Genomic DNA, 24,939 nt, shown 5'->3' with positions numbered 1-24,939 from the left:
GCAAGCTGCGATCGGCCGTCCGGAAACGATCGGAAGGGAGATCGTCGTGCGCCTCGCCCTCAAACCCGCGCTGTCCCGCAGCTGGCGGGACCCGCAGACCCTGCAGTTCGGCACCGTCACCCGCTTCGCCGGGGTGCTCGGCAACGCCGACAAGACCCTCTGCGACTTCCTCGCGCTGCTCGACGGGACACGGGAGCGACCGGAGCTCCTGACCGAGGGCGAACGCATCGGGCTCGGCCGCGAACCGGCCGACACCCTGCTCACCGGCCTGGAGGAGACCGGCCTGCTGGACGACGCGGAGGCCGACCGCCGCGCCCTGGCCCGCTTCCCCCCGCAGCAGCGGGACCTGCTCGGCCCCGACCTCGCCTCGCTCTCCCTGGTCCACTCCGGCCCGGGCGCCGCACCGGCGGTCCTCGGCCGCCGGGCCGACGCGCGGATCGAGGTGCGCGGCGCGGGCCGGGTCGGCACCGCCGTGGCGGCGGTGCTCGCGGCGGGCGGCACCGGCACGGTCACGGTCGCGGACCGCGGCCGGGTGAAGCCGGAGGACTGCTCCCCCGCCGGGCTGCCGCCCGGGGACGTCGGACGGCTGCGCTCGACGGCGGCCCGGGAGGCGGTGCAGCGGGCCACCGGCCGGCCGCCGGCGCCCCTGCCCCGGCGCCGCACCGGGGAGCCGCCACCGGACTTCGTGGTCCTCGCGCCGCGGGACGGCAGCGCCGCCTTCGCCGGCGGGACGTACGAGGCCCGACTGCTGCTGCGGGCCGGGGTGCCGCACCTCTACGTGGGCGTGGTCGAGGAGTTCGGCGTCGTCGGACCGCTGGTGATCCCCGGGGTGTCCGCCTGCGGGCACTGCCTGGTGCTGCGCCGGGAGGACGAGGACGCCGCCTGGCCCCGGGTCCTGGCCCAGCTCGCCGACGGAGGCCCCGGACGGGCCCGGACCCCGGCCTGCGACACGGCGCTGGCGACGGCGGTCGCCGGGCTGGCGGCGCTGCACGTCCAGGTGTTCCTGGACGGCGGCCGGCCGCCGAGCGTGGACGGCTGGTGCGAGGTCTCGGCCGGGGACGGCATGCCGAGGCGCCTGCGGCTGCGCGGGCACCCCGACTGCGGCTGCCTGTGGCAGCCGCTGCCGCCGGGGTGAGGAGCCCCGGAGGAAGCCATCCGGCCCCGCGCGGGAAGTCGGCCGAGCCGACTTCCGGCGCGGAACCACCGGCCCCCACCGGACCAAGCCACCCAACTCCCCGCAAAGCGAGGGCACTCCCGGCCCCGCCCCACGGAATTCCGAGGGGCACGCGGCAGGGAGCGGGCACAATGGCGTAGAGATGGTCGGCCGCCCGGAACCGGGGGGCCGGGGAATGGAGGCCCGGGGTGAGCGATCTTCCGCGCAAGGCAATGACCCGCACGGCACGGCTCGCCGCCCTGCCGCTGGGGATAGCCGGCCGCGCCACGCTCGGCCTGGGCAAGCGGATCGGCGGCCGCTCCGCCGAGGTCGTCACCGCCGAGCTCCAACAGGCCACCGCGGACCAGCTGTTCAAGGTCCTCGGCGAACTCAAGGGCGGGGCGATGAAGTTCGGGCAGGTGCTGTCCGTCTTCGAGGCCGCGCTGCCGGAGGAGGTGGCCGGGCCGTACCGGGCGGCGCTCACCAAGCTCCAGGACGCCGCTCCCCCGATGCCCGCCGCCAAGGTGCACACCGCGCTCGCCCAGCGGCTCGGCGACTCCTGGCGCGAGCTGTTCCGGGAGTTCGACGACCGGCCCTCGGCCGCCGCCTCGATCGGCCAGGTGCACAAGGCGGTCTGGCACGACGGCCGCACGGTCGCCGTCAAGGTGCAGTACCCGGGCGCGGGCGACGCCCTGCTCGCGGACCTCTCGCAGCTGAGCCGGGTGGCCTGGCTGCTGGGACCGCTGATCCCCGGGCTGGACATCAAGCCGCTGATCGCCGAGCTGCGCGAGCGCGTCTCGGAGGAGCTGGACTACGAGCTGGAGGCGCAGGCCCAGCGCCGGCACGCCGAGGAGTTCACGGACGACCCGGACATCGTGGTGCCGGGCGTGGTGGCCCAGGCCGACCAGGTGCTGGTCACCGAGTGGATGGGCGGCACCCCGCTGGCCGAGGTGATCGCGGGCGGCACCCAGGAGGAGCGCGACCGCGCCGGGCAGCTGCTGGCCCGGTTCCTGTTCGCGGGCCCGTCCCGGACGGGGCTGCTGCACGCGGACCCGCACCCGGGCAACTTCCGGCTGCTGAAGGACGACGGCCCGGCGTCGGGCTGGCGGCTGGGCGTGCTGGACTTCGGCACCGTGGACCGGCTGCCCGGCGGGCTGCCCGCGCCGATCGGGGCCTCGCTGCGGATGGCGTTGGCCGGGGACGCGGCCGGGGTGCTCCGGATGCTGCGCGAGGAGGGCTTCGTGAAGCCCTCGATCCGGCTGGATCCGGACGCGGTGCTGGACTACCTGCTGCCGATCATCGAGCCGGCCGCGGTGGAGAACTTCCACTTCACCCGGACCTGGATGCGCGCCCAGGCGGCCCGGATCGCCGATCCGCGCTCGCCCGCCTACAACCTGGGCAAGCAGCTGAACCTGCCGCCCGCGTACCTGCTGATCCACCGGGTGACGCTGAGCACCATCGGGGTGCTCTGCCAGCTGGGCGCCAAGGCGCCGTTCCGCGCCGAGATGCTGGCGTGGCTGCCCGAGTTCGCCGGGCACCCGTCGGCAGGGCCGGCGGAGCCCGCCGCGCCCGCCCGGGTCCGCGAGGACTGACCCAGGCACCGCGACAACGGCCGCAGGCCGCTCCCCGACGACGGGGAGCGGCCTGCGGCACGACGGGGGTGGACCGGAGTCCGGGAGGGGCCGGTCGAGGACGGCCCCGGGCCGACGGCCCTACATCAGTGCGACGGCGAGCGCCTTGCGGGCCCGCATCGAGACCCGCTCTGCCCGCTGCCTGAGCCTGCGGGCCCGGGCGACCCGGTTGACGAGCCGTTGGTTCTCGGCCTCGTGCAGCCTGTCTTGCATATGGGCACGGGCCAGGGATTCGTGGAGGAGTTGCATTTCGAGGATCCTGTTCTGGGTCTGACGTTCGGTGGCCTGCTCGGCGCGGGCGGTGGGATCGACGGCGGCGGGGTTCATGTGGTGGTCCTGCTCGTGGTGCTTGCTCGGGAACGGGATGCGGGCTGCGGCGTCGGCCTTGGCGGCGGCGATCCGCACGGATCGGCGGAGGGCGCTGTCCAGCGGGGGCTGCTCTCCCCGGCGGACGACCCTGGCGCCGTGGGCGGGGTTCACGCCATGACCTCGGTCTTGCGCGGACGGCCACGGGGACGCTTGCGGGCCACGACGACGCCCTGGACGAACAGCTCGCCACCCCAGACGCCCCACGGCTCGCGCCGCTCCAGGGCGCCGGCCAGGCAGGCCTCCTTCACCGGGCAGGTGCCGCAGAGGGACTTCGCGTACTCGACGTCGGCCGGCGTCTCGGCGAAGAAGACCTCGGGGTCGAAGGCGCGGCAGGGGATGGGGAGACCGAGGGACTCGGCCTGCTCGATCGAGCTGAGCTGCATGGAAGGAACCTCCGGGGGGTCGGCCTGGTCGGCCTGGGTGATCTGGCTTGTCGGCGGTACGGACGGGGTGGGCGGTGTGATGACCGTGGACACTGTGGGCGTCTTCCTCGTCTTTTCTCAGTGGTTCCGGCCCAGGTGACTGGTGGTGCTGGGCCGGAGGCCCCGGAGGGCCTGGGTGGTCTTGCGTACCGGACAAAACAGAAGGGCCGCGGATCCCGGTGTGACGGGTTCCGCGGCCCTGGAGGTGCCGACCTGAGGCTGGCTCAGGTTCGTTCTCTCCAGGGTTCAGGGCCGCGGAAGGCCCACATCCGGACGGCCTCGGCGCCGGTAAAGGCGGCCGTGGCCTGGTTAATCTGCTGCTCGTTCTGCTTCTGGGCGTTTTCGGCACCGATGACCTGCGCATAGCCGCCATGCATGGCGGCGGCTACGGCCGCCTTCGGTGCCTGGGTCGGTCGCTCGTCGCGCAGGGAGCACGGCGTGCCGAACGAGGCCCAGCCCCGGGACAGACCGGTCTCGACAGTGGTGCCGTCGACGCTCCTGCTGCCCGTGAGGCACAGATCAGTGTGTCCAGGACCACTGACAACGGGGGCGACGGAGACACCGGTGGTGTCGAGACCCAGACCGGTTCCACCGAGCTCGGCGAGCGCCCGCAGACGGGCGGCACGCAGGGAGGCAGCGACAACGGTCTGGCCAGTCATTTTGGTGATCATGATGTTTCCCACTGTCTTCGCCTCCTCTCGGCGTCTCGCGGAGCCTGGTCTCCCTGGCTCCGAATGTTCGGATGTCTGTCTCGGTAAAGCTGTGGTGAAGCTCTCGGGCGAGGGGCATCAGCACAGGTTTCACCCCGTGCGACCGCGTCCCCTTGACCGCTCCGGCAGGCTATTGCGCTCCCGGTACGCGGCGCAAACTATTTTTCACGCGAGTTCTTCGGCACGTCACACAACGGGTTCCGAAACCCTCGAAGCGGCCTCCTGGACCACGCCCGGACCGGCTCAGGCCGGATCGTCCGAACCGCCGTCCTCGACGTCGTCCGGGTCCTCCTCGGGCTCCTCCCCCGCACACAACGAGAGCACGGCCGCCCCGTACTTGTCCAGCTTCAGGGCGCCGACCCCGGAGATGGCGGCCAGCTCCCCGCGGCCGGCGGGCACGTCCTCGGCGATCGCCATCAGCGTGGCGTCGGTGAACACCACGTAGGCCGGCGCGCCCTGCTTCTTCGCCTGCCGGGCCCGCCACTCGCGCAGCCGCTCGTACAGCCCCTCGTCCATCGTGGACGGGCAGCTCTCGCAGCGGCGCAGCTTGCGCTCGACGGCCTCGGTGAGCACCTTGTCGCAGACCCGGCACTTGACCGGTCCGCGGACCCGCCGCGCGGCGGAGCGCTCGCCGGGCTCGACGCCCCCTCGCCCGCCGCGCGCGCCGGTGCGCGCGCCGGGAGCGGTGGAGCCGGGGCGCAGCCCGTCCAGGAAGCGGCTGGGCTTGCGGCTCGCCCGGCCGCCCGGGGAGCGGGAGAGCGCCCAGGAGAGGCTGAGGTGCTTGCGGGCGCGGGTGACGCCGACGTAGAGGAGGCGGCGCTCCTCCTCGACCTGCTCGTCGGTCTTGGCGTAGATGATCGGCAGGGTGCCCTCGGTGAGGCCGACCAGGAAGACGGCGTCCCATTCGAGGCCCTTGGCGGCGTGCAGCGAGGCGAGCGTGACGCCCTCGACGGCCGGGGCGTGCTGGGCCGCGGCGCGGGCGTCCAGCTCGGCGACGTAGGCCGAGAGGTCGGTGCCCTGGCCTGCCTCGGTACGGGCGCGCTCGAACTCCTCGGCCAGCCGGACGAGGGCGGCCAGCGACTCCCAGCGGTCCCGGACGGCGCCGGAGCCTGCCGGGGGCTCGGCGGTGAAGCCGCGGGTGGCCAGCACCGCGCGGACCTGGCCGGCCAGGTCGGGGGCGTCGTCGGTGAGCGGGTCGGAGGCGGCCCGGGCGGCGCCGCGCAGCAGCACGCCGGCGTCCCGGACCTCGGGGCGTTCGAAGAACCGTTCCGCGCCCTTGAGCTGGTAGGGGACGTTGAGGTCGGCGAGGGCCTGCTCGTAGACCTCGGACTGGCCGTTGGTGCGGAACAGCACCGCGATCTCGCTGGCGCGCACGCCGGCGGCGAGCAGCTCCTTGATCCGGCGGGCGGTGGTCTCGGCCTCGGTGGGCTCGTCCTCGTACTCGGTGTAGACCGGTTCGGGGCCGGCCTCGCGCTGGGAGACGAGCTCCAGGCGGTGCCGGGCGGCCTCGCCGCGGGCCTGGGAGAGCAGCCCGTTGGCGAGGTGGACGACCTGGGGGGTGGAGCGGTAGTCGCGGACCAGCTTGACCACCGTCGCCCCGGGGTGCCGGTTGCGGAAGTTGAGCAGGTAGTCGGGCGTGGCGCCGGTGAAGGAGTAGATGGTCTGGCTGGCGTCGCCGACGACGCAGAGGCTGGCGCCGCCGTCCGGGCCGGTCCACCGGTCGAGCAGGCGCTGCTGGAGCGGGGAGACGTCCTGGTACTCGTCGACGGTGAAGTGCCGGTACTGGGAGCGGACCTGGTCGGCGATGTCCGGGCGGTCCTCCAGGATCGCGGCGGTGAGCAGCAGGACGTCCTCGAAGTCCATGCTGCCGCGGCGGCTCTTGGCCTCCTCGTAGACGCGGTAGACCTGGGCGGTCTCGGCCGGGTCGCGGGGGGCCTCGCGGCCGGACTTGGCGACGGCCACCGGGTAGTCCTCGGGGGCGATCTGGGTGACCTTGGCCCATTCGATCTCGGCGGTGAGGTCGCGCAGTTCGGTGCGCTGGACGCGCAGGCCGCAGCGGCCGGCCGCCTCGGCCACCAGCTGGACCTTGCGTTCCAGGAGCTGGGGCACGGGGCCGCCGACGGCGCGCGGCCAGAAGTACTGGAGCTGGCGCAGCGCGGCGGCGTGGAAGGTGCGGGCCTGGACGCCCTCGGCGCCGAGCTGGCGCAGCCGGCCGCGCATCTCGCCGGCCGCGCGGGCGGTGAAGGTCACGGCGAGGACCTGCTGGGGGTGGTAGACGCCGCTGCTCACGCCGTAGGCGATCCGGTGGGTGATGGCGCGGGTCTTGCCGGTGCCGGCGCCGGCCAGGACGCAGACCGGGCCCTGCAGGGCGGTGGCGACGGCGCGCTGCTCGGGGTCGAGCCCGGCGAGCACGGCGTCCGGGCCCGTCGCGGCGCCGGGGTCGGCCCAGGGGGAGCCGTGGGGGCCGTCGTAGGGGCTGCCGCTCAAGAGGTCTTCCTGCATGCGTTCCATCCTCTCAGCCCGGTGGGACATCGCGGAGGGGGTTGTCCACAGGCCCGGTGCGATCGCAGGATGATCGCCCCGTACGACGGTCGACGACATACCGGAATGCCCGCCGCCCGGTGGACGTTGCCTCCGGAGACCGTACGCACCTCTCTTTCGAAGGAGCCCCCTCGATGTCCGGCACCGTGACGATGTACAGCACGACCTGGTGTGGGTACTGCAACCGACTCAAGAGCCAGCTGGAGCGCGAAGGCATCGGCTACACCGAGATCAACATCGAGGAGGACCCGGCGTCGGCGTCCTTCGTCGAGTCGGTGAACAACGGCAACCAGACCGTTCCGACGGTGCTGGTGACGCCGGCCGGCGGCGGCGAGCGCGTCGTCATGACGAACCCGAGCCTGCTGCAGGTCAAGAAGGCCCTGGCGGCCTGAGTCCGCCGGGTCCGGCCCGGGCCGCCCGGGCCGCCGGGGCCGGCGCGCGTCACGGCGCGTCGGCCCGGGCCGGGTCGACGGGCGCGGCGGGGGCGGGCAGGGTGGTGCGGGCGCCGAGGTCGCCCACGCCGTAGACGAGCCGGCTGCGGTCGGCCGAGTAGCGGGTCTCGATGACCCGGACGGGCCCGCGCCGGTCGTAGGTGACGCGGGTCTGCACCATCAGCGGCACCCCGGGGCCGCCCTGGAACCACTGGGCCTCCTCGGGGCCGGGCATCCGCGCGACCAGGTGGTCCACGGCCCCGATCTCGGTGCGTCCGAGGGTGGCGAGCACCGCCTCGTCGCCGCCCTCGACGGGGTCGGGCTCCATCAGCGGGGTGCCGGCGGCGAGGCCGGCCCGGTAGTGGCTCTCCTCGATGGAGTACGGCTCGCGGTCGAGCAGCCGCAGCTGGCGGCGGACCACGATGGCCTCGCCGGGGCGCAGTCCGAGCCGTTCGGCGATGTCCACCCTGGCCCGGACGATCATCATCTCGAAGTCGGTGCCGAGCTCCCGTCCGGCCTCGGCGGCCTCGCCGAGGTAGACGGCGGAGGGCGCGGCGAGGCAGTCGCGCGGCGCGGGGGTCAGGCCGGGCCCGTAGGCGCGGTGGTCCAGGACGGGGTGTTCGCGCAGGTAGGTGCCCTTGCCCTGGAGGCGGACCAGGCGGCCCTCGTTGACCAGGACGTCGACGGCGAGCCGGACGGTGTTGCGGGCGACGCCGTACTGGCGCTCCAGTTCGCTCTCGACCGGCAGGGCCGCGTCGGCGGTGAACTCGCCCTCGGCGATCCGGCGGCGCAGGTCGGCGGCGAGGCGCTGGTATTTGGGGGATTGGGCGGTGCCCCGGGGGATTGTCACCCTCGTGAATGTAGCGAGCACGGCGAGCCGGTTTCAGCCGTTTCCGGCAATATCGTCCGCGCGGGTTGACTTCGGAGTCCTGCGAGCCCCTCCCGGTAGCAGAACTGGCCCGTCCGGATACGAACAGCTGGTCGTGGCGAATTCGGGAAGGGATTGCGGAGTAAAAGGGGGGCGCGCGGAATTCTCCACGCGCCCCCCTTCGCCCGGGCACCATTCGGGCGGGCCGCTTTCGGGCTGACCACTTCGTACGGGCCGCTTTCGGGCGGACCGCTTCGGGCGGACCGCTTCGGCCGGACCGCTTTACCGCAGGGCTACCAGCGAGCCGCCGAGGGAAGCGGCTCCCCGTACCAGAGCTCGACCAGGTGCCGGGCGATCGAGATGCCGGACGGCGGCAGGATCTCGCCCGCCTCCATCCCGGCCCGCAGCTCCTCGCGGGAGAACCAGCGCGCCTCGGCCAGCTCCTCGCCGTCCACGGTGATCTCGGTGCCGCCGGGCAGCGCCCGGCCCAGGAAGCCGAGCATCAGGCTGGACGGGAACGGCCAGGGCTGGCTGGCGACGTAGCGCACCTCGCCGACCCGCACGCCCGCCTCCTCCTGCACCTCGCGGGCCACCGCCTGCTCGATCGACTCCCCCGGCTCGACGAAGCCGGCCAGCGTGGACCAGCGGCCCTCCGGCCACAGCGCCTGGCGGCCGAGCAGGCAGCGGTCCTGCTCGTCGGTGATCACCATGATCACCGCCGGGTCGGTGCGCGGGTAGTGCTCGGCCGCGCAGGAGGTGCAGCGCCGCACGTGCCCGGCGCCGGCCTTCTCGGTCGGGTGCCCGCAGCGCGAGCAGAAGCTGTGCAGCCGGTGCCAGTGCTCCAGCGCCACCGCGTGCACCAGCAGCCCGGCGTCCCGGTCGGACAGCAGCCCGCCGACCTCGCGCAGCCCGGCCGGGCGGGCGTCGCCGTCCAGGCGCCCGGGCAGACTCTCGCCGGCCAGCGCGAAGTACGAGACGCCGTCCTCGTCGGTGCCCAGGAAGTACCGGTCGCCGGTCTGCGGCGCCTCGAAGGAGGGCATCAGCACGAGCTCGGTGCCCTCCGCGGTGTCGACCACGAACGCCTCGCCGCCCGCGATCGGCAGGACCCGGGTGCTCGGGTGGCTCCAGGCCGCCGCCAGCCAGGGCTCGTCGAGGCGGTGCTCGGCCGCCCGGTCCACCCCGGACCGGGCCAGTGCCAGGTGCAGCGGGCGCTCGGTCTCAGGCACGGTGCTCACGTCTGTTCCATCCCCACGTGGTGAATCATCCGGATGAGTGATCTGGCTGCCATGGTGCTCGAACCCGGGGTCATGCCCCCGGCCGGAAGTTCTCCGCCAGGTCGCCCCAGAGGTACGCGGCGGTCTCCACACCCTTGGCCAGCAGGTCCAGCTCGACCTTCTCGTTGACCGAGTGCCAGCCGTCCGAGGGCACCGAGATGCCGAGGAACAGCACCGGCGCGCCCAGCACGTCCTGGAGGTCGGCGGCGGGGCCGGAGCCGCCCTCGCGGGTGAAGAGGATCTTCTGGCCGAAGGCCCGCCCCATCGCCCGGACGGTGGACCGGAGCGCCGGGTGGTCCAGCGGGGTCAGGCAGGGCCGGGTCGCGCCGGGGAAGACCAGGTCGTACCGGACGCCCGCGGGCACCCGCTCGGCCACCCAGGCCCGCACCGCCTCGCGGACCTTCTCCACCTCCTGTCCGGCGACCAGCCGGAAGGACAGCTTGAGGTGCGCCGAGGCGGGGACGATGGTCTTGCCGCCGGGGCCGGTGTAGCCGCCCCAGATGCCGTTGACCTCGGCGGTCGGGCGGGCCCAGATCCGCTCCAGGGTGGAGTAGCCGGCCTCGCCGCGGGTGCCGTACGACTTGGCGACCCGCAGCCACTGCTCCTCGTCGAAGGGCAGCTCGGCGAACAGCTCGCGCTCCGTCCCGGTCAGCTCGACGACGCCGTCGTAGAACCCCGGGATCGCGACCTTGCGGTCGGCGTCGTGCAGGCCGGCGGCCAGCTCCGCCGCGACCTGGGCCGGATTGGGGACGGCGCCGCCGAAGGACCCGGAGTGGATGTCGGTGTCCGGCCCGTACAGGTCGATCTGGGCGTCGGCCAGGCCGCGCATGCCGGTGCAGACGGTCGGCGTGGTAGCGGACCACATGCCGGTGTCCGAGATGACCACCACATCGGCGGCCAGCCGTCCGGCCTCGCGCCGGACCAGCTCGGCGAAGTTCGGCGAGCCGGACTCCTCCTCGCCCTCGATCAGCAGCTTGAGGTTGACGGCCGGCGCGGTGCGGCCGGTGGCGGCCAGGTGGGCGCGCACGCCCAGGGTGTGGAAGAACACCTGGCCCTTGTCGTCGGCGGCGCCGCGCGCGTACAGCCGGCCGTCGACCACGGTCGGGGTGAACGGCTCGGTCTCCCAGCCGTCCTCCCGCGCCGCGGGCTGCACGTCGTGGTGCCCGTAGACCAGGACGGTCGGCGCGGACGGGTCCCCGGAGGGCCACTCGGCGAACACCGCGGGCAGGCCTTCGGTCTCCCACACCTCGGTCACCGGGAAGCCGGTCTCGCCGAGCTTGGCGGCCAGCCACTCGGCCGAGCGCCGCACGTCGCCGGCCCGGTCCGGATCGGCCGAGACCGAGGGGATGGCCAGCCACTCGGCGAGGTCGGCGAGGAAGGCGGCCTGGTGCCGGTCGATGTAGGAGCGGACGGCGCTGTCCGGGGTTCTCGTCATACCGACGACTGTAGTTCGCCCGTGCGGGTGCCCGCCCCGGCCGTCCGGCTGCCGGGCGCCGTCGGGGCTGTAACCTCCGTCACCCCCGCCGCGGCGAAGACGCGGACGGGGGTGACGCGGACGGGGGCGGGGCGAGCGGGCGCGGGGCCCCGGCCGACGCGGGCCCCAGGGCGGCGCGGGCCTCAGCCCGAGCGGCGCAGCAGGGTGATCCGCGAGCGGGTCATCAGCGCCGCGAGCCCGGCCGCGAGCACCGGCAGCAGCAGCACGGTGGCGGCGATGGTGGGCCACGGGAAGACCAGGGCCGCCTTGCTGGCGATCTCCTCGGGGCTCATGCCGGGGTAGCTGCTCGCCGCGGCCTCGACCTTGCGCAGCGCCACTCCCGGCACCACGCCGCAGACCACGCCGAGCAGGGCGCCCATCGCGGCGATCACCCCGCACTGGAAGCCGGACAGCGAGCGCCGGATGCGGGGCTCGGCGCCGACCGCCGCGAGGGTGGTCAGATCGCGCTGGGAGTCGGCGGCGGCCAGTCCGGTGGCGATGCCGGCCGCGCCGAGGGCGACGATGCCGGCGAAGACGTTCAGACCGAACTGGATCAGCCCGGCCGGGGACTCGTAGCCGCGCTCGATCTTGAGCACGTCGTGGTCGACGAGCTTGGCCAGCGCGCCGTCGGCCTTCTGCTGGGCGGTGTCCGAGGGCATGGCGCCGGGCAGCCAGACGGAGCCGGCCGGGGCGGTGGAGAAGCCGAGCCGGGTGGCGGTGTCCTGGGTGACCACGGCCTGGGCCGAGGCGGGCAGCGCGGGCTCGGCGAGGACGGCGTCCACGGTGATCTCGGTGATGACGGGCTTGCTCGCGGGGCCGTTCCCGCTGCCGGTCACCGGACTGCTGTACCGGAGGATCGCCTTGCCGTCCTTGAGGTAGCGGGCGTCGAAGACCACGGCCTTGCCGGCGGCGAGGGCCCGGCCCGGGGCCGGGTCGGTGACGCCGAAGAGGTTGTGCAGCAGGGTGGCGTCCCCGGCCGTGACCGCGCTGAACTGGTTGTTGCGGCGGTGGTCCCTCTGGCAGCGCTTGTCGGTGCTCATGACGTGCTCGCTCTCGGCCAGCGAGAGGGTGTCGCCCGTGTCCATGAGCGGGCAGCGGTCCTCCTTGGGCAGCTCGACGCTGACGTAGCCGCAGTAGCTGCCCTCGGAGCAGTCGACCTTCGGCTGGACGCGCCGGACGTCGGCGCGCGGGCCGAGGTCGGGGATGCTGCGTTCGACGGCCTCGCGCATCTGCGGCAGCAGCTTGGCGTCGGACAGCCAGCCGTTGCCGAGGATGACGGCCCCGGACGGACCGGAGGCGGTGTACTCCAGCCGGTACTGCTCCTCGAAGCTGGCGATGTAGACGCTGACGGCAACCGAGCCGGCGACGGCGGCCATCACGGCGGCCACCGCGGGCGCGGTGCGGGCGCGGTGGCGCACCGAGTCGCGCAGGGCGAGCCGGGGGCCGAGCGGGAGCCAGCGGCCGAGCCGGCCGAACAGGCCGACCAGGTAGGGCACGAGGGCGACCATGCCGAGCTCGGCGAGGGCCGAGCCGCCGAGGACGGCGAAGCTGCGGTTGCCGACGCCGCTGGTGGCACCGGCCAGGGCGAGGGCCGCGCCGCCGCCGAGTGTCAGCAGTCCCGCGACGGCGAGCCTGCGGCTCGGCGGCTTGAGGGTGTCGCGGCCGGTGAGCGCGGCGACGACGTCCTGCCGGGAGGCCTGGACGGCGGGGACGACGGCGGCCAGCAGGCCGGTGACGAGCCCGACCATGAGGACGCCGAGCAGGTCGAGCGGCGGCAGGGCGAAGTGGGCGAAGCGCTGGCCGGAGCGCTCCTCGGCGGCGGTGCGCAGCAGGGCGACCAGGCCGATGCCGAGGCCCAGGCCGATCACGGCGCCGGTGATGCCGAGGACGATGCCGCCGCCGAGCACGACCGCGCGGACGTTGGCGCGCTCACCGCCGGCGGCGGCGAGCAGCCCGAGCTGCCGCCGGGAGCGCCGGGCGCCGACGGCGAAGGCGGGGCCCGCGAGGAGGACGATCTCCAGCAGGGCCATGCCGACGACGGTGGCGAGGATGACGATGTCGGTCCGGTTGAAGTAGCTGGGGCCGCTGCCGTCATGCTTCTGCTCGACGAAGTACGGGACGTCGGCACTGGCCGGCGGGTCGGCCAGCACGGCGCGCGAGGTCACCTGGAAGCCGTACTCGTTGAACTCCTTGACCTTCTGCCAGTCGATCGAGGCCCCGGCCGGGAGCTTGACCAGCCAGCGGGTGGTCTCGCCGGGGTCCTCGGTCGAGGCGTCGGAGCCGCCCGACGGCTTGGGGAGGCGGTCGAGCACGGTGCCGGGGCGGGCGGTGAGCTCGGTGGCCCGCAGTTCGCCGGGGTACTCGTAGACGCCGGTGATGGTGAAGGGGCTGTTCTCCAGACCGCGGACGGCGGTCCTGTCGCCGATCCTGAGCCCGGAGCGCTTGAGGAAGTCCCGGGTGACGGCGGCCTCGGTGTCGGCGGTGGGGGCCCGGCCCTGGAGGAGGTCGATCCGGCCCCGCCAGACCGGGTCGGCCAGGTCGGCCTCGCCGACCCGGGTGCTGATCAGGCCCTCGGAGCTGCTCGCGGCGGTGAACGGGCCGGAGAGCTCGGGCACCAGGGTGGCGCCGGCCGGGAGCAGTTGGCGGGCCAGCTCGTCGGGTGCGGTGTCGAGGGAGCGCTGCTGCGCGGGGGTGTACGTGGGGGCTTCGCCGGCCTTGGCGTCGTCCTTGGGGCTCTGGATGGTGAGCCCCTTCTCGGGGTCGGGCGCCTGCTTGACGGAGGAGCCGCGTTCGACGATGTGCACTTCGCCGACCGCCTGGCCCATGACCCGCGTCGCGTGTTCGGCGGGGGTGAGCTCGGCGCTGCGGAAGACCACGTCGGCGCCGGTGACGCCGAGGACGGGCAGGGCGACCATGGCGATGACGAGGGCGCTGCGGCCCTTGGCGCGCAGGGCGTCGCGGCGGGCGATGCGCAGGGCCACCCGCCAGGCGCTGAGCTTCACTCGTCCACCTTCAGGCTGTTGGTGGCGGCGCTGACGAGCAGGCTGGCGGCGTCCTGGCTGACGGATTCGTCGACCATCCGGCCGTCGCGCAGGAAGACGACCCGGTCGGCCCAGGCGGCGTGCCGGGCCTCGTGGGTGACCATCATGGCGGCGGCGCCGGCGTCGCAGCGGGCGCGCAGGACGGCGAGGACGGCCTCGCCGGTGGTGGAGTCGAGGGCGCCGGTGGGTTCGTCGGCGAGGACCAGCCGGCGGTCGCCGATCAGGGCGCGGGCGATGGCGACGCGCTGCTGCTGACCGCCGGACATGTCGTCGGGGAAGCGGTCGGCGAGTTCGGGGATGCCGAGCTCCTCCAGGGCGGCGAGGGCCTCGCGGCGGGCGGCGCGGGTGGACAGCCCGTCGAGTTCGCGCGGCAGCGAGATGTTCTCGGCGGCGGTGAGCGCCGGTATCAGGTTGTAGTCCTGGAAGACGTAGCCGACGGAGCGGCGGCGGACCCGGGCGAGCTTCTTGCGGTCGAGCTCGCCCAGGGCGACGCCCTCGACCAGGACCCGGCCGCCGCTCGGGGTGTCCAGGCCGCCGGCCAGGGTGAGCAGGGTCGACTTGCCGGAGCCCGAGGGGCCCATGACGGCGACGAACTCGCCGGGGTGGACCTTGAGGTCGACGCCGCGCAGGGCCTGGACCTCGGCGGCGCCGTGGCCGTGGACGCGGGTGACGTTCTCCAGGTGGAGCACCGGCGTCGGCCGGGCCTCTTGGGTGTGGGACATGGATTCCCCCCTCGTACTGGGTGTGCGCTCGGCGTCGGGGCCGAGCATGGTGGTTCGGTTGCCGCGGGGGCTCAGGCGCGCAGGCGGCGCCCGCGCTTGGCGGGCGCGGCGCCGTCGCGGGCGGCCTCGGCGGTGCGGGTCTGCAGGAGTTCGGCCTGCTGGGCGAGCCGGGTCTCGCAGTGGTCGAGCCAGCGGATCTCGGCTTCGGTCTGGAAGATGAGCTGGTCGAGGACGAGCAGCCAGGCCAGGTCGTTACTGGCGGAGGGCGTGGCGCCGGGGCGCTTCTCCCCCGCGAGGGCGCGGCCCTTGAGCCGGGTGTAGTCCTGGAGCGCCTTGATGCTGTGCCGGCGCTGGCCCTGGACGACGGCGGAGACGTCGACCCCGGGGACGGTCACCGCCATGGCGAGCTTGATCGCCAGTTCGTCGCGCGGGGGGTTGGTCCGGGGCACCGGGGTGTCGAACCAGGTCCGCAGCTCTTCCCGGCCCGCGTCGGTGGCGGCGTAGAACTGGTGGCCCTCGTCGTCCTCCCCCGCGGGCTCGACCAGCCCGTCGCGCTCCAGCCGCGACAACGTGGTGTAGACCTGCCCGACGTTGAGCGGCCAGGTGGCGCCGGTGCGCGCCTCGAACTCGGTGCGCAGCTGGTAGCCGTAGCGAGGGCCCTGGTCGAGCAGGGCGAGCAGACCGTGACGGATGGACATACCGAGTATGTATACCCGGTATGCCCTACCGTCTCAAGCCGCGCCCACCCGGTCGGGGGAGCGGGTACCGTCGTGCGGTGTGAGCCACTTGCGCATCGCCACCTTCAACCTCCTGCACGGCCAGCCGCTCGCCCCGGACGGCGCCCCGCAGCCCTACCCGTCCGACGCCGGCGAGCCGTTGGCCGAGGCGGTGGCCGCACTGGACGCCGACGTGCTGGCGCTCCAGGAGGTCGACCGGTACCAGGCGCGCTCCGGCGGCACCGACCAGGCGGCGGTGGCGGCCGCGGCCATGGGCGCCAAGGACTGGCGCTTCGCCGCCGCCCTGCACGGCCGCCCGGCACCGGTCGCGGGCTGGGTGCCGGAGCCGTCCGGACCGGGCGGCCTGCGGGTGTACGGGCCCGGCGAGATGGGCGACGGCGCCCCGCCCTCGTACGGGACGGCGCTGCTGACGCGGCTCCCGGTGCGGCACTGGCGGGCCCGGCGGTTCGCCCCGGCGCCGTTCGGGCTGCCGCTGCGGGTGGCCGGGCGGCGCGGGCTGACCCCGGTGCCGGACGAGCCGCGGGCGACGCTGGCGGCCGTCCTGGAGGGCGACCGCGGGCCGTTCACCGTGGTGGCGGCGCACCTGTCCTTCGTCCCCGGCTGGAACATGGCGCAGCTGGCCGGCATCCGGCGCTGGATCGCCGACCTGCCGCAGCCGTACCTGGTACTGGGCGACTTCAACCTGGTCGGCGCCGTGCCCCGCACGGTGCTCGGCGGGGCGACGGCGCTGGAGCGCACCGCGCCGCGGGTGCGGGTGCGCGAGCTGCGGGCGGCGCGGCGGGCCCGGCCGGCCCTGACCGAGGCGCGCCGGCGCCGGGTGCGCGAGCCGCGCCCCCGCCTGCAGGGCTGGTACGACCTGGCGCGCACGCCGACCTACCCCTCGCACCGGCCCGCGGTGCAGTTCGACCACGTGCTGGGAATCGGTGTGCCGCGCACGGCGGTCGGGCCGGCGGCGGCGCCGCGCGCGACGGTGTCGGACCACCGCCCGCTGCTGGTCGAGGTGTCGCTGTAGGGCGGCCCCGGACGCCTACTGGCGCGCCAGGACCCCGGCCTGCTGCGGGAGGTGGACGGTGGTGGCGGCCCGGGGCTCCCCCGGCCCGAGCGCGTGCGGGGGGTCGAACTGGAGCAGCAGCATGGCCGCGTCGTCGCCGAGCTGGCGCCCGACGTGGCGCACCACGTCCTCGTGCAGCCGCTGCAGGACGTCGGCCGGGCGGCCGGCCGCGCAGTGCGGGAAGCGTTCGGCGAGCGGGTAGAAGACGCCCGCGCGGTCGCGGGCCTCGATCACGCCGTCGGTGAACAGCAGCACCCGGTCGTCGCCCTGGAGCAGCAGCCGGTGCACCGGCGGTCGGACGTCGACCGGGTCGAGGACGCCCAGCGGCGGTACGGTCTCGGCGAGTTCGAGCGGCCGGACCTCCCCGCCGCGCAGCAGCAGCGGGGCCGGATGACCGCAGTTGACGATCTCCGCGGCGCCGTCGGGCCCGACGCCGATCAGCACCAGGGTGACGAACTCCTCCTCCACGCCCGGGTGGTCGTTCTCGTGCAGGGCGCGGTCGAGGCTGACGGCCAGCCAGCCGGCCACCCGGTCCAGGGCGGCCTCCTGGTGGGCGGCCTCGCGGAAGGCCCCGAGCACGGCGGCGGCCGTCTCCACCGCGCCGAGGCCCTTGCCGCGCACGTCCCCGACCACCGCCCGCACCCCGTGCCGGGTGTTGACCACCTCGTAGAGGTCGCCGCCGATCCGGGCGTGCGCGGCGGCGGCCTCGTAGTGGACGGCCGCCCGGACGGTGCCGACCCGCTCGGGGACGGGCCGCAGCAGCACCCGGCGGGCGATCGAGGCGACCAGCTGGGCGTCGGCCAGCGCCCGTTCCTGGCGCAGCCTCAGGGTGGCGCTGACCCAGCCGATCGCGGCGACGAGCAGGATCGCGAAGACGCTGGCGGCGTGCACGGACTCGCCGAGCGTGTCGCTGCGGAAGGCCATCAGGAAGGCCGCCGCCTCGGTGCCCAGACCGATGGCGAGCGGGTACCAGGTTCGGCGGCTGACCACGGCGGCCAGCGCGGGTACGGCGGTGAGGGCCGGTTCGACCGTCACCTCGGTGCCGCTGAGGTAGTCGAGGGCGACGATCAGCACCATGCCGAGGAACGGCAGCGCCAGCGCCGTCCTCGGCCAGGTGCCGGTCGCGCGCGGAGCGGGCCCCGGTGTCGGCCCGGTGAACCGCTCTCTGATCCATCCGGTCGCGCTCAACTTCGGTCTCTCCAGCAGAAGACGCCGATGCCCGAGGGCACCTGCGGTGATGACTGAGGGTCAGGGAATGCGGGCCTCGCTGGCGGCCGGAGTACGGGGGTTGACCGGTTACCGACCCCACAATAGGCGCGAAACGTGCATGACGCACAGGTTTCGGGCACTGGCATGATGACTTGGATGCTCTGCGTGACTCAATAGTCACTGTTCCCGATCAGGAGCCGTTCCAACTCTTTTCGGTCGGGAAGTCCTGCCGGACGGACGATCCGGCCACTGCGGACGTACAGGAACGACGCCGTGACCTGCTCGGGATCGACGCCCGCGTGCTCGGCCCAGGCCAGCCGGTAGACCGCGAGCTGCAACGGGTCGGCGGTCTCCTCCCGATGGGTTTTCCAGTCCACCACTTCGTAGCGTGACGCACCACCGGATTCCGACAACGCGTCATCCTCCCGGTAGACCGCGTCGATCCGTCCCCGCACCACCCGACCCGCCAGCACCAGCTGGAACGGCACCTCCACCCGGTGGGGCTTGCGCCGGGCGTACGGGGTGCGCAGGAACGCCTCCTTGAGCCGCTCCAGGTCCTGCTCGTCCTCGATGCCGTCGTCGTCGGCGCCGGGCAGCGCACCGGGCTCGACCAGCAGCAGCGGCTCGATCCGGGACTGCACCCAGGCGTGGAAGCGGGTGCCGCGCCGGGCCGCCGGCTGCGGGGGGCGCGGCATCGGGCGGGCCAGTTCGTGCGCGAAGCCGTCCGGGTCCGCGGCCAGCCGCAGCAGCTGGGTGGCGGACAGCGCGGCGGGCAGCGGCACGTCCCGCGCGGTGCGCCGGGACCGCTCCAACTCGCCCAGCAGCGCCGTCAGATCGCGGTCCCAGGAGGCGACCTGACGCTGGTCCTCGGGGGCCGTCTCCTCGGCTTCGGGGGCGGGCGCCCCCGCCACCCGGGCGCGCACCACCCCGGCGACCCGGCGGCGGGCGTGCTGGGCGGCCGGGTCCAGCGGCAGCGGCCAGGGGCGCTCGACCGGGGCGGCCAGCGCCGGGTTCTCGGCGCCCTTCTCCGGCTGCTCGGCCCAGTGCTCGACCTCGCCCGCGCCGGGCCGCTCGCAGTGCTCGCGCAGCCGCTCCAGGAAGGCGGACGGGCCGCGGACGGTCTTCTGGCTCGGCCCCCACCAGTGCCCGGAGGCCAGCAGCAGCGACCTGGGCCGGGTGAACGCCACGTAGCCCAGGCGCAGTTCCTCGACGCCGGAGTGCTCGGCCAGCTCCTTCTTGAACGCCGCCATCGACTTCCCGTTCCACCCGCCGCGCACGTCGGGCAGAGTTTCGGCGTCGCCGCGCAGGGCGTGCGGGAGCACCCGCTTGGTGCTCGTCCAGCGTTCGCGCGGGCTCGACGACGGGAATGCGCCCCGCACCAGACCGGGGACGGCCACCACGTCCCACTCCAGGCCCTTGGACTTGTGCGCGGTGAGCACCTTCACGGTGTCCTCGCCGCCGGGCAGGCTGCTGTCCAGGCCGCGGTCGTACTCCTGGGCGGCGCGCAGGAAGCCGAGGAAGGCGGCCAGGCCCGGGTCGCCGTCGAGGTCGGCGAAGGAGGCGGCGACGTCCAGGAAGGCGTACAGGGTCTCCCGCCGCCGGGCGGCCAGGGCCTGCGGGGAGGCGGCGAGTTCGACCTCCAGACCGGTGACGGACAGCACCCGGTGCAGCACGTCCATCAGCGGGTCGGCGAGCGAGCGCCGCAGTTCGCGCAGCTCGACGGCGAGCCGGGCGAAGCGCACCCGGGCCTCGGCGGAGAACGGCAGCTCGTCCGGCTTCCCGTCCTCACCGGCCGAGGGGTCCAGGAAGGTCTCCACCGCGTCGGCCAGCGAGACCACCTCGGTCGGATCGGCCTCGGCGACCGCCGCGGCCAGCGCCTCGACGCCCTCCGGCCGGTCGGTGCGCACCAGGTCGGCGGCCCGGCGGCCGAGCAGCGCGAGGTCGCGCGGGCCGATCCGCCAGCGCGGGCCGATCAGCAGGCGCACCAGCGCCGCGTTGGCGGTCGGGTCCTGCAGCACCTCGCAGACCGCCACCAGGTCGGCCACCTCGGGCAGCTGCAGCAGCCCGCCCAGGCCCACCACCTCGACCGGCACCTCCCGGGCGACCAGCGCGGCGTGGATGTCCGGGAAGGCCGCGCCGCCGCGGCACAGCACGGCGATCCGGCCGGGCGCGGTGCCGGTGCGCACCAGGTGCGCGATCGAGTCGGCCAGCCAGTCGACCTCCTCGGCGTGGGTGGGCAGCAGCGCCGCCCGCACGAAGCCGTCCCGCTCGGCGCCGGGGGCCGGGCGCAGCGCCTCCACGCCCTCGTGCATCTCCCGCAGCGGGGCGGCGAGTTCGTTGGCGAAGGCGAGCAGCCGGCCGCCGCTGCGGCGGTTCTCGCTGAGCGCGTAGCGGGCGGCGGGGCGGCCGTCGGCCTTCGGGAAGTGCCGGGGGAACTCGTCGAGGTTGGCCACGGAGGCGCCGCGCCAGCCGTAGATCGCCTGACAGGGGTCGCCGACGGCGGTCACCGGGTGACCGCCGCCGGTGCGGGCGCCGTCGGAGGGGGCGCCGAACAGGCCCGCGAGCATCAGCCGCTGGGCGACCGAGGTGTCCTGGTACTCGTCCAGCAGCACCACCTTGAACTGGTCGCGCAGCAGCTCCCCGACCTCCGGGCGCTGCTGGGCCAGGCGGGCGGCGGCGGCGATCTGGTCGCCGAAGTCCATCAGCCCGGCGGAGCGCTTGCGGCGCCGGTAGTCCTCGACGAGGCGCAGCAGCTCCAGCCGGGCCCGGGCGGTGACCGGGACGGCCCGCAGGTCGTCGTTGGTCAGCTTGACGGTGGCGAGGGTGTCCAGCAGCCGCTCGTCGAACTCGCGCAGGGTCTGCGGCTCGACCAGGTGCTCGGCGAGTTCGCCGTCCAGCGCGGCCAGGTCGGCGACCAGGTTGGAGAAGGTGCCGGTGAGGGCGGGGAACGGGCCACGGGCGGTGCGCAGCACCTTGGCGGCGAGCTGGAAGCGGGTGGCGTCGGCGAGCAGCCGGACGTCCGGCTCGATGCCGATCCGCAGGCCGTGCTCCTTGAGCAGGCGCCCGGCGAAGGCGTGGTAGGTGGAGATCTCCGGGTCGCCGAGCGGCTCGGCGGCGGCCCGGTCGGCCGCCCTCCCCCAGTCCTCGTCCGGGAGTGCCCCCTGCCCGCCGAGACGCAGCGAGGCCCGCACGCGCTCGGAGAGCTCGCCGGCGGCCTTGTTGGTGAAGGTGAGGCCGAGCACCTCCTCGGGCCGTACGGCACCGGAGCCGACCAGCCAGACCACGCGGGCGGCCATCACCGTGGTCTTGCCGGAGCCGGCGCCGGCCACGATCACGGCCGGTTCCAGGGGGGCGCCGATGGCCGCCATCTGCTCCCGGTTGAACGGGATCCCCAGCAGCTCCTTGAGCTGGTCGGGATGGCTGAGCACGGCGGTCACCCCGCAACCGTAACCGGAGCGACGGACAAACCCCGCCCGGCCGTTCCCCGCCCGCCCCCTACTCGACGAGTTGGGTGCCGTCCCGCTGGGCGGAGCAGCTGCGGCGGAAGGCGCAGCGGTCGCAGCCCGCGCCGGTCCGCGGGACGAAGCGCTCGGCGAGGACCTTCCCGGCCGCCTCGGCGAGCAGGTTCTCGATCCAGGGCTCGCCCTCCGGCGGCTCCTGCCGCTGCACCTTGGGGGCGTCCGAGGCGGCCTTGGCGGCGGGCTCGCGCAGGTGGACCAGTTCGGCGCCGCCGGTGTCCGGCGGGTGCCCGGTGAAGCCGGGCAGCTCGTTCAGGGCGCCGGCCCGGACGGCGAGCTGGTAGACGGCGAGCTGCTTGTGCTCGGGCAGCGACTTGTCGGTGGGTATCTGCTTGCCGGTCTTGAAGTCGACCACGTAGGCGCGCCCGGCCGCGTCCTTCTCCACCCGGTCCATCGAGCCGCGGATGCGCACCGCGACGCCGCCGACGTCGAGGGTGACGTCGAAGCCGTGCTCGGTGGCGACGAGGTCCCGGCCGCGCTCCAGGACGTGCCAGTTGAGGAAGCGCTCCAGGGCGGCGCGGGCCTCGGTCTTCTCCTGCTGGGACTTCCAGGGCGCGTCGAAGGCCAGCGCGTCCCAGACGGTGTCCAGCCGCTCCATGAGCACGGCGAGGTCGGCGGGGGTGCGGCCGGAGCCGACCTCGTCGGCGAGGGCGTGCACCACGTTGCCGAAGCCCTGGGCGGCCGAGCCCGCGCCGCGGGCCTTGACCTCCTTGTCCAGGAACCACTGCAGGGAGCAGCTCTCCAGCTGTTCCAGCCCGCTGCCGGACAGCCGGACCGGCACGTCGGCGCTGCGCAGCGGTTCGGGGGCGGTGGTGGGGTCGTCCAGGCCCCACCAGCGCTCGGGCTGGGCGGCGGGCACCAGCGGCAGCCCGTCCTCGTCGGTAGCGGCGGCCAGGGTGGCGAGCCGTTCGGCGGCGGCGCGGCGCAGTTCGGGCGAGCGGGCGGGGTCGACGGTGACGGCGCGCAGTTCGGCGACCAGTGCGGCGACGGACAGCGGGCGGCGCGGGCGGTGGGTGACGTCCTCGACGGTGACCGGCGGGGTGCGGCGGACCACCTTGCCGGTCCGGGGGTCGACGTCCTCGCGGTAGAGCTCGCGCAGGAAGCGGGACGGTTCGTCGCCGTCGTCGGCGGGGGCCTTGACGGCGGTGACGATCAGCCGCTCCTTGGCGCGGGTCGCGGCGACGTAGAAGAGCCGGCGCTCCTCGCCGAGCAGGGCGCCCGGGGAGAGCGGTTCGGCGAGGCCGTCGCGGCCGATCCGGTCGGCCTCCAGCAGGGAGCCGCGGCGGCGCAGGTCGGGCCAGAGACCGTCCTGGACGCCGGCCACCACGACCAGGCGCCACTCCAGGCCCTTGGAGCGGTGGGCCGTCATCAGGCGCACCGCCTCGGGGCGCACCGCCCGGACGGTGAGGGTGTCGGCGGCGATGTCCTGGGCTTCGAGCTCGGCGAGCAGGTCCAGGGCGCTGCGGTGGCCGGTGACCTGCTCCTCGGCCCGGGCGGCGGTCTCGAACAGGGCGCACAGCGCGTCCAGGTCGCGGTCGGCGTTGCGGCCGGCCGCGCCGCCGCGCAGGGCGGCCCGTTCGAGCCGCTCGCGCCAGCGCCGGCTGCCGTCCCACAGCTCCCAGAGCGCCTCCTCGGCGGTGCAGCCGCCGGCCAGCTGTTCGCGGACCTTGCGCAGCAGGGTGCCGAGGTCGCGGGCGCGGCGGGCGTGCGCGGGGTCGAGGGCGACGAGGCGCTCGGGTTCGGCGAGGGCCTCGCGGATCAGTTCGGCGGCCGGGCGCGGGACGGCGGCGGGGCGGCCATCGGCGCGCAGCGCGGCGCGTTCCTCCTCGCGCAGGGCGCGGCCGAGCCGGCGCAGGTCGGAGCCGTCGAGGCCGCCGAGCGGGCCGGTGAGCAGGGCGTGCGCCACGTCGGTGGTGAGCGGGTCGGGGGCGTCCGGGTCGCCCTGCTTGTCCCGGGCGGCCTGCTCGGCGCAGGCCCGCAGGGCGAGCAGCAGCTGGGCGACGGCCGGCTCCTCGCGCAGCGGCAGGTCGTCGCCGTCGATCTCCAGCGGGACGCCGGCCGCGCCGAGCGCCCGCCGCACCCCGGGGATGGAGCGGGCGCCGGCCCGGACGAGCACGGCCATCTCGCCCCAGGGCACGCCGTCCTCCAGGTGGGCGCGGCGCAGCAGGTCGGCGATCGAGTCCAGCTCGGCGCCGGGGGTCGGGTAGGTGTAGACCTCGACCCTGCCGCCCTCGCGGGAGGGCAGCAGGGCGCGGTGCTGGGCGAGCTTGTCGGCGGGCAGCCGGCCCATCGGCATCCGGCGGGCGACTTCCCGGGAGGCGGCGAGCAGCACGGCGCCGGAGCGGCGGGAGACCCGCAGCACCTTGACCTCGGCGGGGCTGCCGTCGGCCCGCCGGAAGGCCTGCGGGAAGTCGAGGATGCCGTTGATGTCGGCGCCGCGGAAGGCGTAGATCGACTGGTCCGGGTCGCCGACCGCGACGAGGTCGCGCCCGCCGCCGGCCAGCTGGCGCAGCAGCCGGACCTGGGAGGGGTCGGTGTCCTGGTACTCGTCGACGAAGACGACCTCGTAGCGCCGCCGCAGCTGCTCGCCGACCTCGGGACGCTCGGCGAGCAGCACGGCGCGGTGGACGAGTTCGGCGTAGTCGAGGACGCCGCGCAGGTCGAGGACGTCGAGGTAGTCGGCCAGGAAGTGCGCGGCGGCGGCCCAGTCGGGGCGCTGGACGCCCTGCGCGAAGCGTTCCAGTTCGGCTTCGCCGAGGCCGAGTTCGCGGCTGCGGGCGAGGACGGCGCGGACCTCGTCGGCGAAGCCGCGGGTGGTCAGGCAGGCGCGCAGGTCCAGCGGCCACTCGATGCGGGTGCTGCCGTGCTTGGCGTCCTCGGCGCCGCCGGCCAGCAGCTCGCGGACCATGACGTCCTGCTCGGGGCCGGAGAGCAGCCGCAGCGGCTCGGCGTAGTCCGCCGGGTCCTGGTGGGCGCGCAGCAGGGCGTAGCAGAAGGAGTGGAAGGTGGTGGCCTGCGGGGCGGCGGCCGAGCCGCCGAGCCGGCCGGACATCCGGTCGCGCAGTTCGGTGGCGGCCTTGCGGCTGAAGGTGAGGACGAGGATCCGCTCGGGGTCGGTGCCGTCCTCGATCCGCCGGGCGACCGCCTCGACCAGGGTGGTGGTCTTGCCCGTGCCCGGTCCGGCCAGCACCAGCAGCGGCCCGCCGGTGTGCTCGACCACGGCGCGCTGGTAGGCGTCCAGCACGGGTGGGTCGGGCTGGACGAGCGGGCTGCGCACGAGCCGGTAGGGGGAGCTCACGAACTGGTCCTGGGGGTCGAACGGTGGGGCACGGCGGAGGCGGACCCGTCGGGCCCGCCCGTACCGAGCCTACGATCCTGCCCCGTCATTCCCGTCCGCGCGGCGGTTTCGGCACAATGCGACCCGGGCCGGGCCTACGCCTGCGCGCCGTCCCAGCGGGCCCGCTTCAGGTCGACCCGGGGCGGGTCGGCGAGTTCGCGCAGCGGGGTTCCCTCGTCGCCGTAGTGGGCGAGGGCGCGCTGCTCGTGCCCGGGCAGCAGGCGGCCGTCCGCGCGGATCACCCGCCACCAGGGCACCGAGCCGCCGTACAGTGCCATCACCCGGCCGACCTGCCGGGGGCCGCCCTGGCCGAGGTATTCGGCGACGTCGCCGTAGGTCATCACCCTGCCGGGTGGAATCCGCTCGGTCAGGTCGAGCACCAGTTCGGCGAACGGCGGCAGGGCGTCCGGAAGACCGTCGTGTGTTGCGTCCGTCACCTGCGGCATTCTTC

18 protein-coding genes are annotated in these 24,939 nt (G+C 74.9%); 4 read left to right on the top strand and 14 right to left on the bottom strand.

Annotated features, from left to right (window positions below):
• Window positions 1-46: 46 nt before the first annotated feature.
• Together ACWGKU_RS10890 and ACWGKU_RS10885 are read left to right on the top strand one after the other, a co-directional pair.
• A complete protein-coding gene (locus tag ACWGKU_RS10890) occupies window positions 47-1,135 on the top strand; it encodes a ThiF family adenylyltransferase (protein WP_387694932.1) in 1,089 nt (362 codons plus the stop codon).
• Window positions 1,136-1,362: 227 nt separating this feature from the next.
• Window positions 1,363-2,745 carry an ABC1 kinase family protein gene (locus ACWGKU_RS10885; RefSeq protein WP_401044187.1) on the top strand — a complete coding sequence of 461 codons (1,383 nt, stop codon included), beginning with the start codon at window positions 1,363-1,365 and terminating at the stop codon, window positions 2,743-2,745.
• 120 nt (window positions 2,746-2,865) lie between these two features.
• Here the strand turns inward: ACWGKU_RS10885 and ACWGKU_RS10880 are convergent, their stop codons facing one another.
• The 4 genes from ACWGKU_RS10880 to ACWGKU_RS10865 all read right to left on the bottom strand — a co-directional run bounded on the left by ACWGKU_RS10880 (window position 2,866) and on the right by ACWGKU_RS10865 (window position 6,796).
• The gene (locus ACWGKU_RS10880; RefSeq protein WP_452177976.1) at window positions 2,866-3,264 is read right to left on the bottom strand and encodes a hypothetical protein; all 399 of its coding nucleotides are present in this window, start codon (window positions 3,262-3,264) and stop codon (window positions 2,866-2,868) included.
• The gene (locus tag ACWGKU_RS10875; RefSeq protein ID WP_380358898.1) at window positions 3,261-3,629 is read right to left on the bottom strand and encodes a WhiB family transcriptional regulator; all 369 of its coding nucleotides are present in this window, start codon (window positions 3,627-3,629) and stop codon (window positions 3,261-3,263) included. Before ACWGKU_RS10875 ends, ACWGKU_RS10880 begins: the two co-directional genes overlap by 4 nt.
• A 170-nt stretch (window positions 3,630-3,799) precedes the next feature.
• Window positions 3,800-4,258: a hypothetical protein gene (locus ACWGKU_RS10870; RefSeq protein ID WP_452177977.1), complete on the bottom strand. Its 459-nt coding sequence runs from the start codon at window positions 4,256-4,258 to the stop codon at window positions 3,800-3,802.
• A gap of 270 nt (window positions 4,259-4,528) precedes the next feature.
• Window positions 4,529-6,796, bottom strand: a complete 2,268-nt coding sequence (locus ACWGKU_RS10865; RefSeq protein WP_452177978.1) for an ATP-dependent DNA helicase UvrD2 — start codon at window positions 6,794-6,796, stop codon at window positions 4,529-4,531.
• 164 nt (window positions 6,797-6,960) lie between these two features.
• On the opposite strand from ACWGKU_RS10865, the gene ACWGKU_RS10860 reads away from it, so the two are divergent.
• Window positions 6,961-7,218: a mycoredoxin gene (locus ACWGKU_RS10860; protein WP_030058313.1), complete on the top strand. Its 258-nt coding sequence runs from the start codon at window positions 6,961-6,963 to the stop codon at window positions 7,216-7,218.
• A gap of 49 nt (window positions 7,219-7,267) precedes the next feature.
• On the opposite strand, the gene ACWGKU_RS10855 is transcribed toward ACWGKU_RS10860, so the two are convergent.
• The 6 genes from ACWGKU_RS10855 to ACWGKU_RS10830 form a co-directional block, all read right to left on the bottom strand.
• Window positions 7,268-8,107: a GntR family transcriptional regulator gene (locus ACWGKU_RS10855; RefSeq protein WP_359915373.1), complete on the bottom strand. Its 840-nt coding sequence runs from the start codon at window positions 8,105-8,107 to the stop codon at window positions 7,268-7,270.
• Window positions 8,108-8,418: 311 nt separating this feature from the next.
• Window positions 8,419-9,360 (bottom strand): NAD(+) diphosphatase, encoded by a 942-nt coding sequence (gene nudC / locus ACWGKU_RS10850; protein ID WP_401053629.1) that lies wholly within the window; start codon window positions 9,358-9,360, stop codon window positions 8,419-8,421.
• A 70-nt stretch (window positions 9,361-9,430) separates the two neighbouring features.
• Entirely contained in the window at window positions 9,431-10,834 is a 1,404-nt protein-coding gene (locus ACWGKU_RS10845) for a dipeptidase (RefSeq protein WP_401053630.1), read from the bottom strand.
• A 182-nt stretch (window positions 10,835-11,016) separates the two neighbouring features.
• Window positions 11,017-13,875 (bottom strand): ABC transporter permease, encoded by a 2,859-nt coding sequence (locus tag ACWGKU_RS10840; protein ID WP_452177979.1) that lies wholly within the window; start codon window positions 13,873-13,875, stop codon window positions 11,017-11,019.
• On the bottom strand, window positions 13,872-14,636 hold the full coding sequence (locus tag ACWGKU_RS10835) for an ABC transporter ATP-binding protein (protein ID WP_401049441.1): 765 nt from the start codon (window positions 14,634-14,636) through the stop codon (window positions 13,872-13,874). The genes ACWGKU_RS10840 and ACWGKU_RS10835 overlap by 4 nt, the downstream gene beginning before the upstream one ends.
• Window positions 14,637-14,707: 71 nt before the next feature.
• On the bottom strand, window positions 14,708-15,334 hold the full coding sequence (locus ACWGKU_RS10830; protein ID WP_401049439.1) for a PadR family transcriptional regulator: 627 nt from the start codon (window positions 15,332-15,334) through the stop codon (window positions 14,708-14,710).
• Window positions 15,335-15,413: 79 nt separating this feature from the next.
• Between ACWGKU_RS10830 and ACWGKU_RS10825 the strand changes: the two genes are divergently transcribed.
• Complete coding sequence (locus tag ACWGKU_RS10825; protein ID WP_452177980.1) at window positions 15,414-16,385, top strand: endonuclease/exonuclease/phosphatase family protein; 972 nt, start codon at window positions 15,414-15,416, stop codon at window positions 16,383-16,385.
• Between the two features lie 15 nt (window positions 16,386-16,400).
• On the opposite strand, the gene ACWGKU_RS10820 is transcribed toward ACWGKU_RS10825, so the two are convergent.
• The 4 genes from ACWGKU_RS10820 to ACWGKU_RS10805 form a co-directional block, all read right to left on the bottom strand.
• A complete protein-coding gene (locus ACWGKU_RS10820; protein WP_401049438.1) occupies window positions 16,401-17,612 on the bottom strand; it encodes a PP2C family protein-serine/threonine phosphatase in 1,212 nt (403 codons plus the stop codon).
• Window positions 17,613-17,803: 191 nt separating this feature from the next.
• Window positions 17,804-21,070, bottom strand: a complete 3,267-nt coding sequence (locus ACWGKU_RS10815; protein ID WP_452177981.1) for a UvrD-helicase domain-containing protein — start codon at window positions 21,068-21,070, stop codon at window positions 17,804-17,806.
• Window positions 21,071-21,128: 58 nt separating this feature from the next.
• Window positions 21,129-24,449, bottom strand: a complete 3,321-nt coding sequence (locus ACWGKU_RS10810; RefSeq protein WP_401054236.1) for an ATP-dependent helicase — start codon at window positions 24,447-24,449, stop codon at window positions 21,129-21,131.
• A 134-nt stretch (window positions 24,450-24,583) separates the two neighbouring features.
• Window positions 24,584-24,934 carry an MGMT family protein gene (locus ACWGKU_RS10805; protein WP_380350175.1) on the bottom strand — a complete coding sequence of 117 codons (351 nt, stop codon included), beginning with the start codon at window positions 24,932-24,934 and terminating at the stop codon, window positions 24,584-24,586.
• Window positions 24,935-24,939: the final 5 nt, after the last annotated feature.

The sequence above is a fragment of the Kitasatospora sp. NPDC054768 genome (assembly GCF_053612025.1).
Note: the sequence above shows the minus strand (reverse complement) of the source record. Positions and strands in the feature narration are given on the sequence as shown.

Coding starts and splice junctions, on each gene's coding strand:
- ACWGKU_RS10865 (WP_452177978.1), bottom strand. CDS start 6,796: ATGGAACGCATGCAGGAAGACCTCTTGAGCGGCAGCCCCTACGACGGC.
- ACWGKU_RS10860 (WP_030058313.1), top strand. CDS start 6,961: ATGTCCGGCACCGTGACGATGTACAGCACGACCTGGTGTGGGTACTGC.
- ACWGKU_RS10845 (WP_401053630.1), bottom strand. CDS start 10,834: ATGACGAGAACCCCGGACAGCGCCGTCCGCTCCTACATCGACCGGCAC.
- ACWGKU_RS10835 (WP_401049441.1), bottom strand. CDS start 14,636: ATGTCCCACACCCAAGAGGCCCGGCCGACGCCGGTGCTCCACCTGGAG.
- ACWGKU_RS10830 (WP_401049439.1), bottom strand. CDS start 15,334: ATGTCCATCCGTCACGGTCTGCTCGCCCTGCTCGACCAGGGCCCTCGC.
- ACWGKU_RS10805 (WP_380350175.1), bottom strand. CDS start 24,934: ATGCCGCAGGTGACGGACGCAACACACGACGGTCTTCCGGACGCCCTG.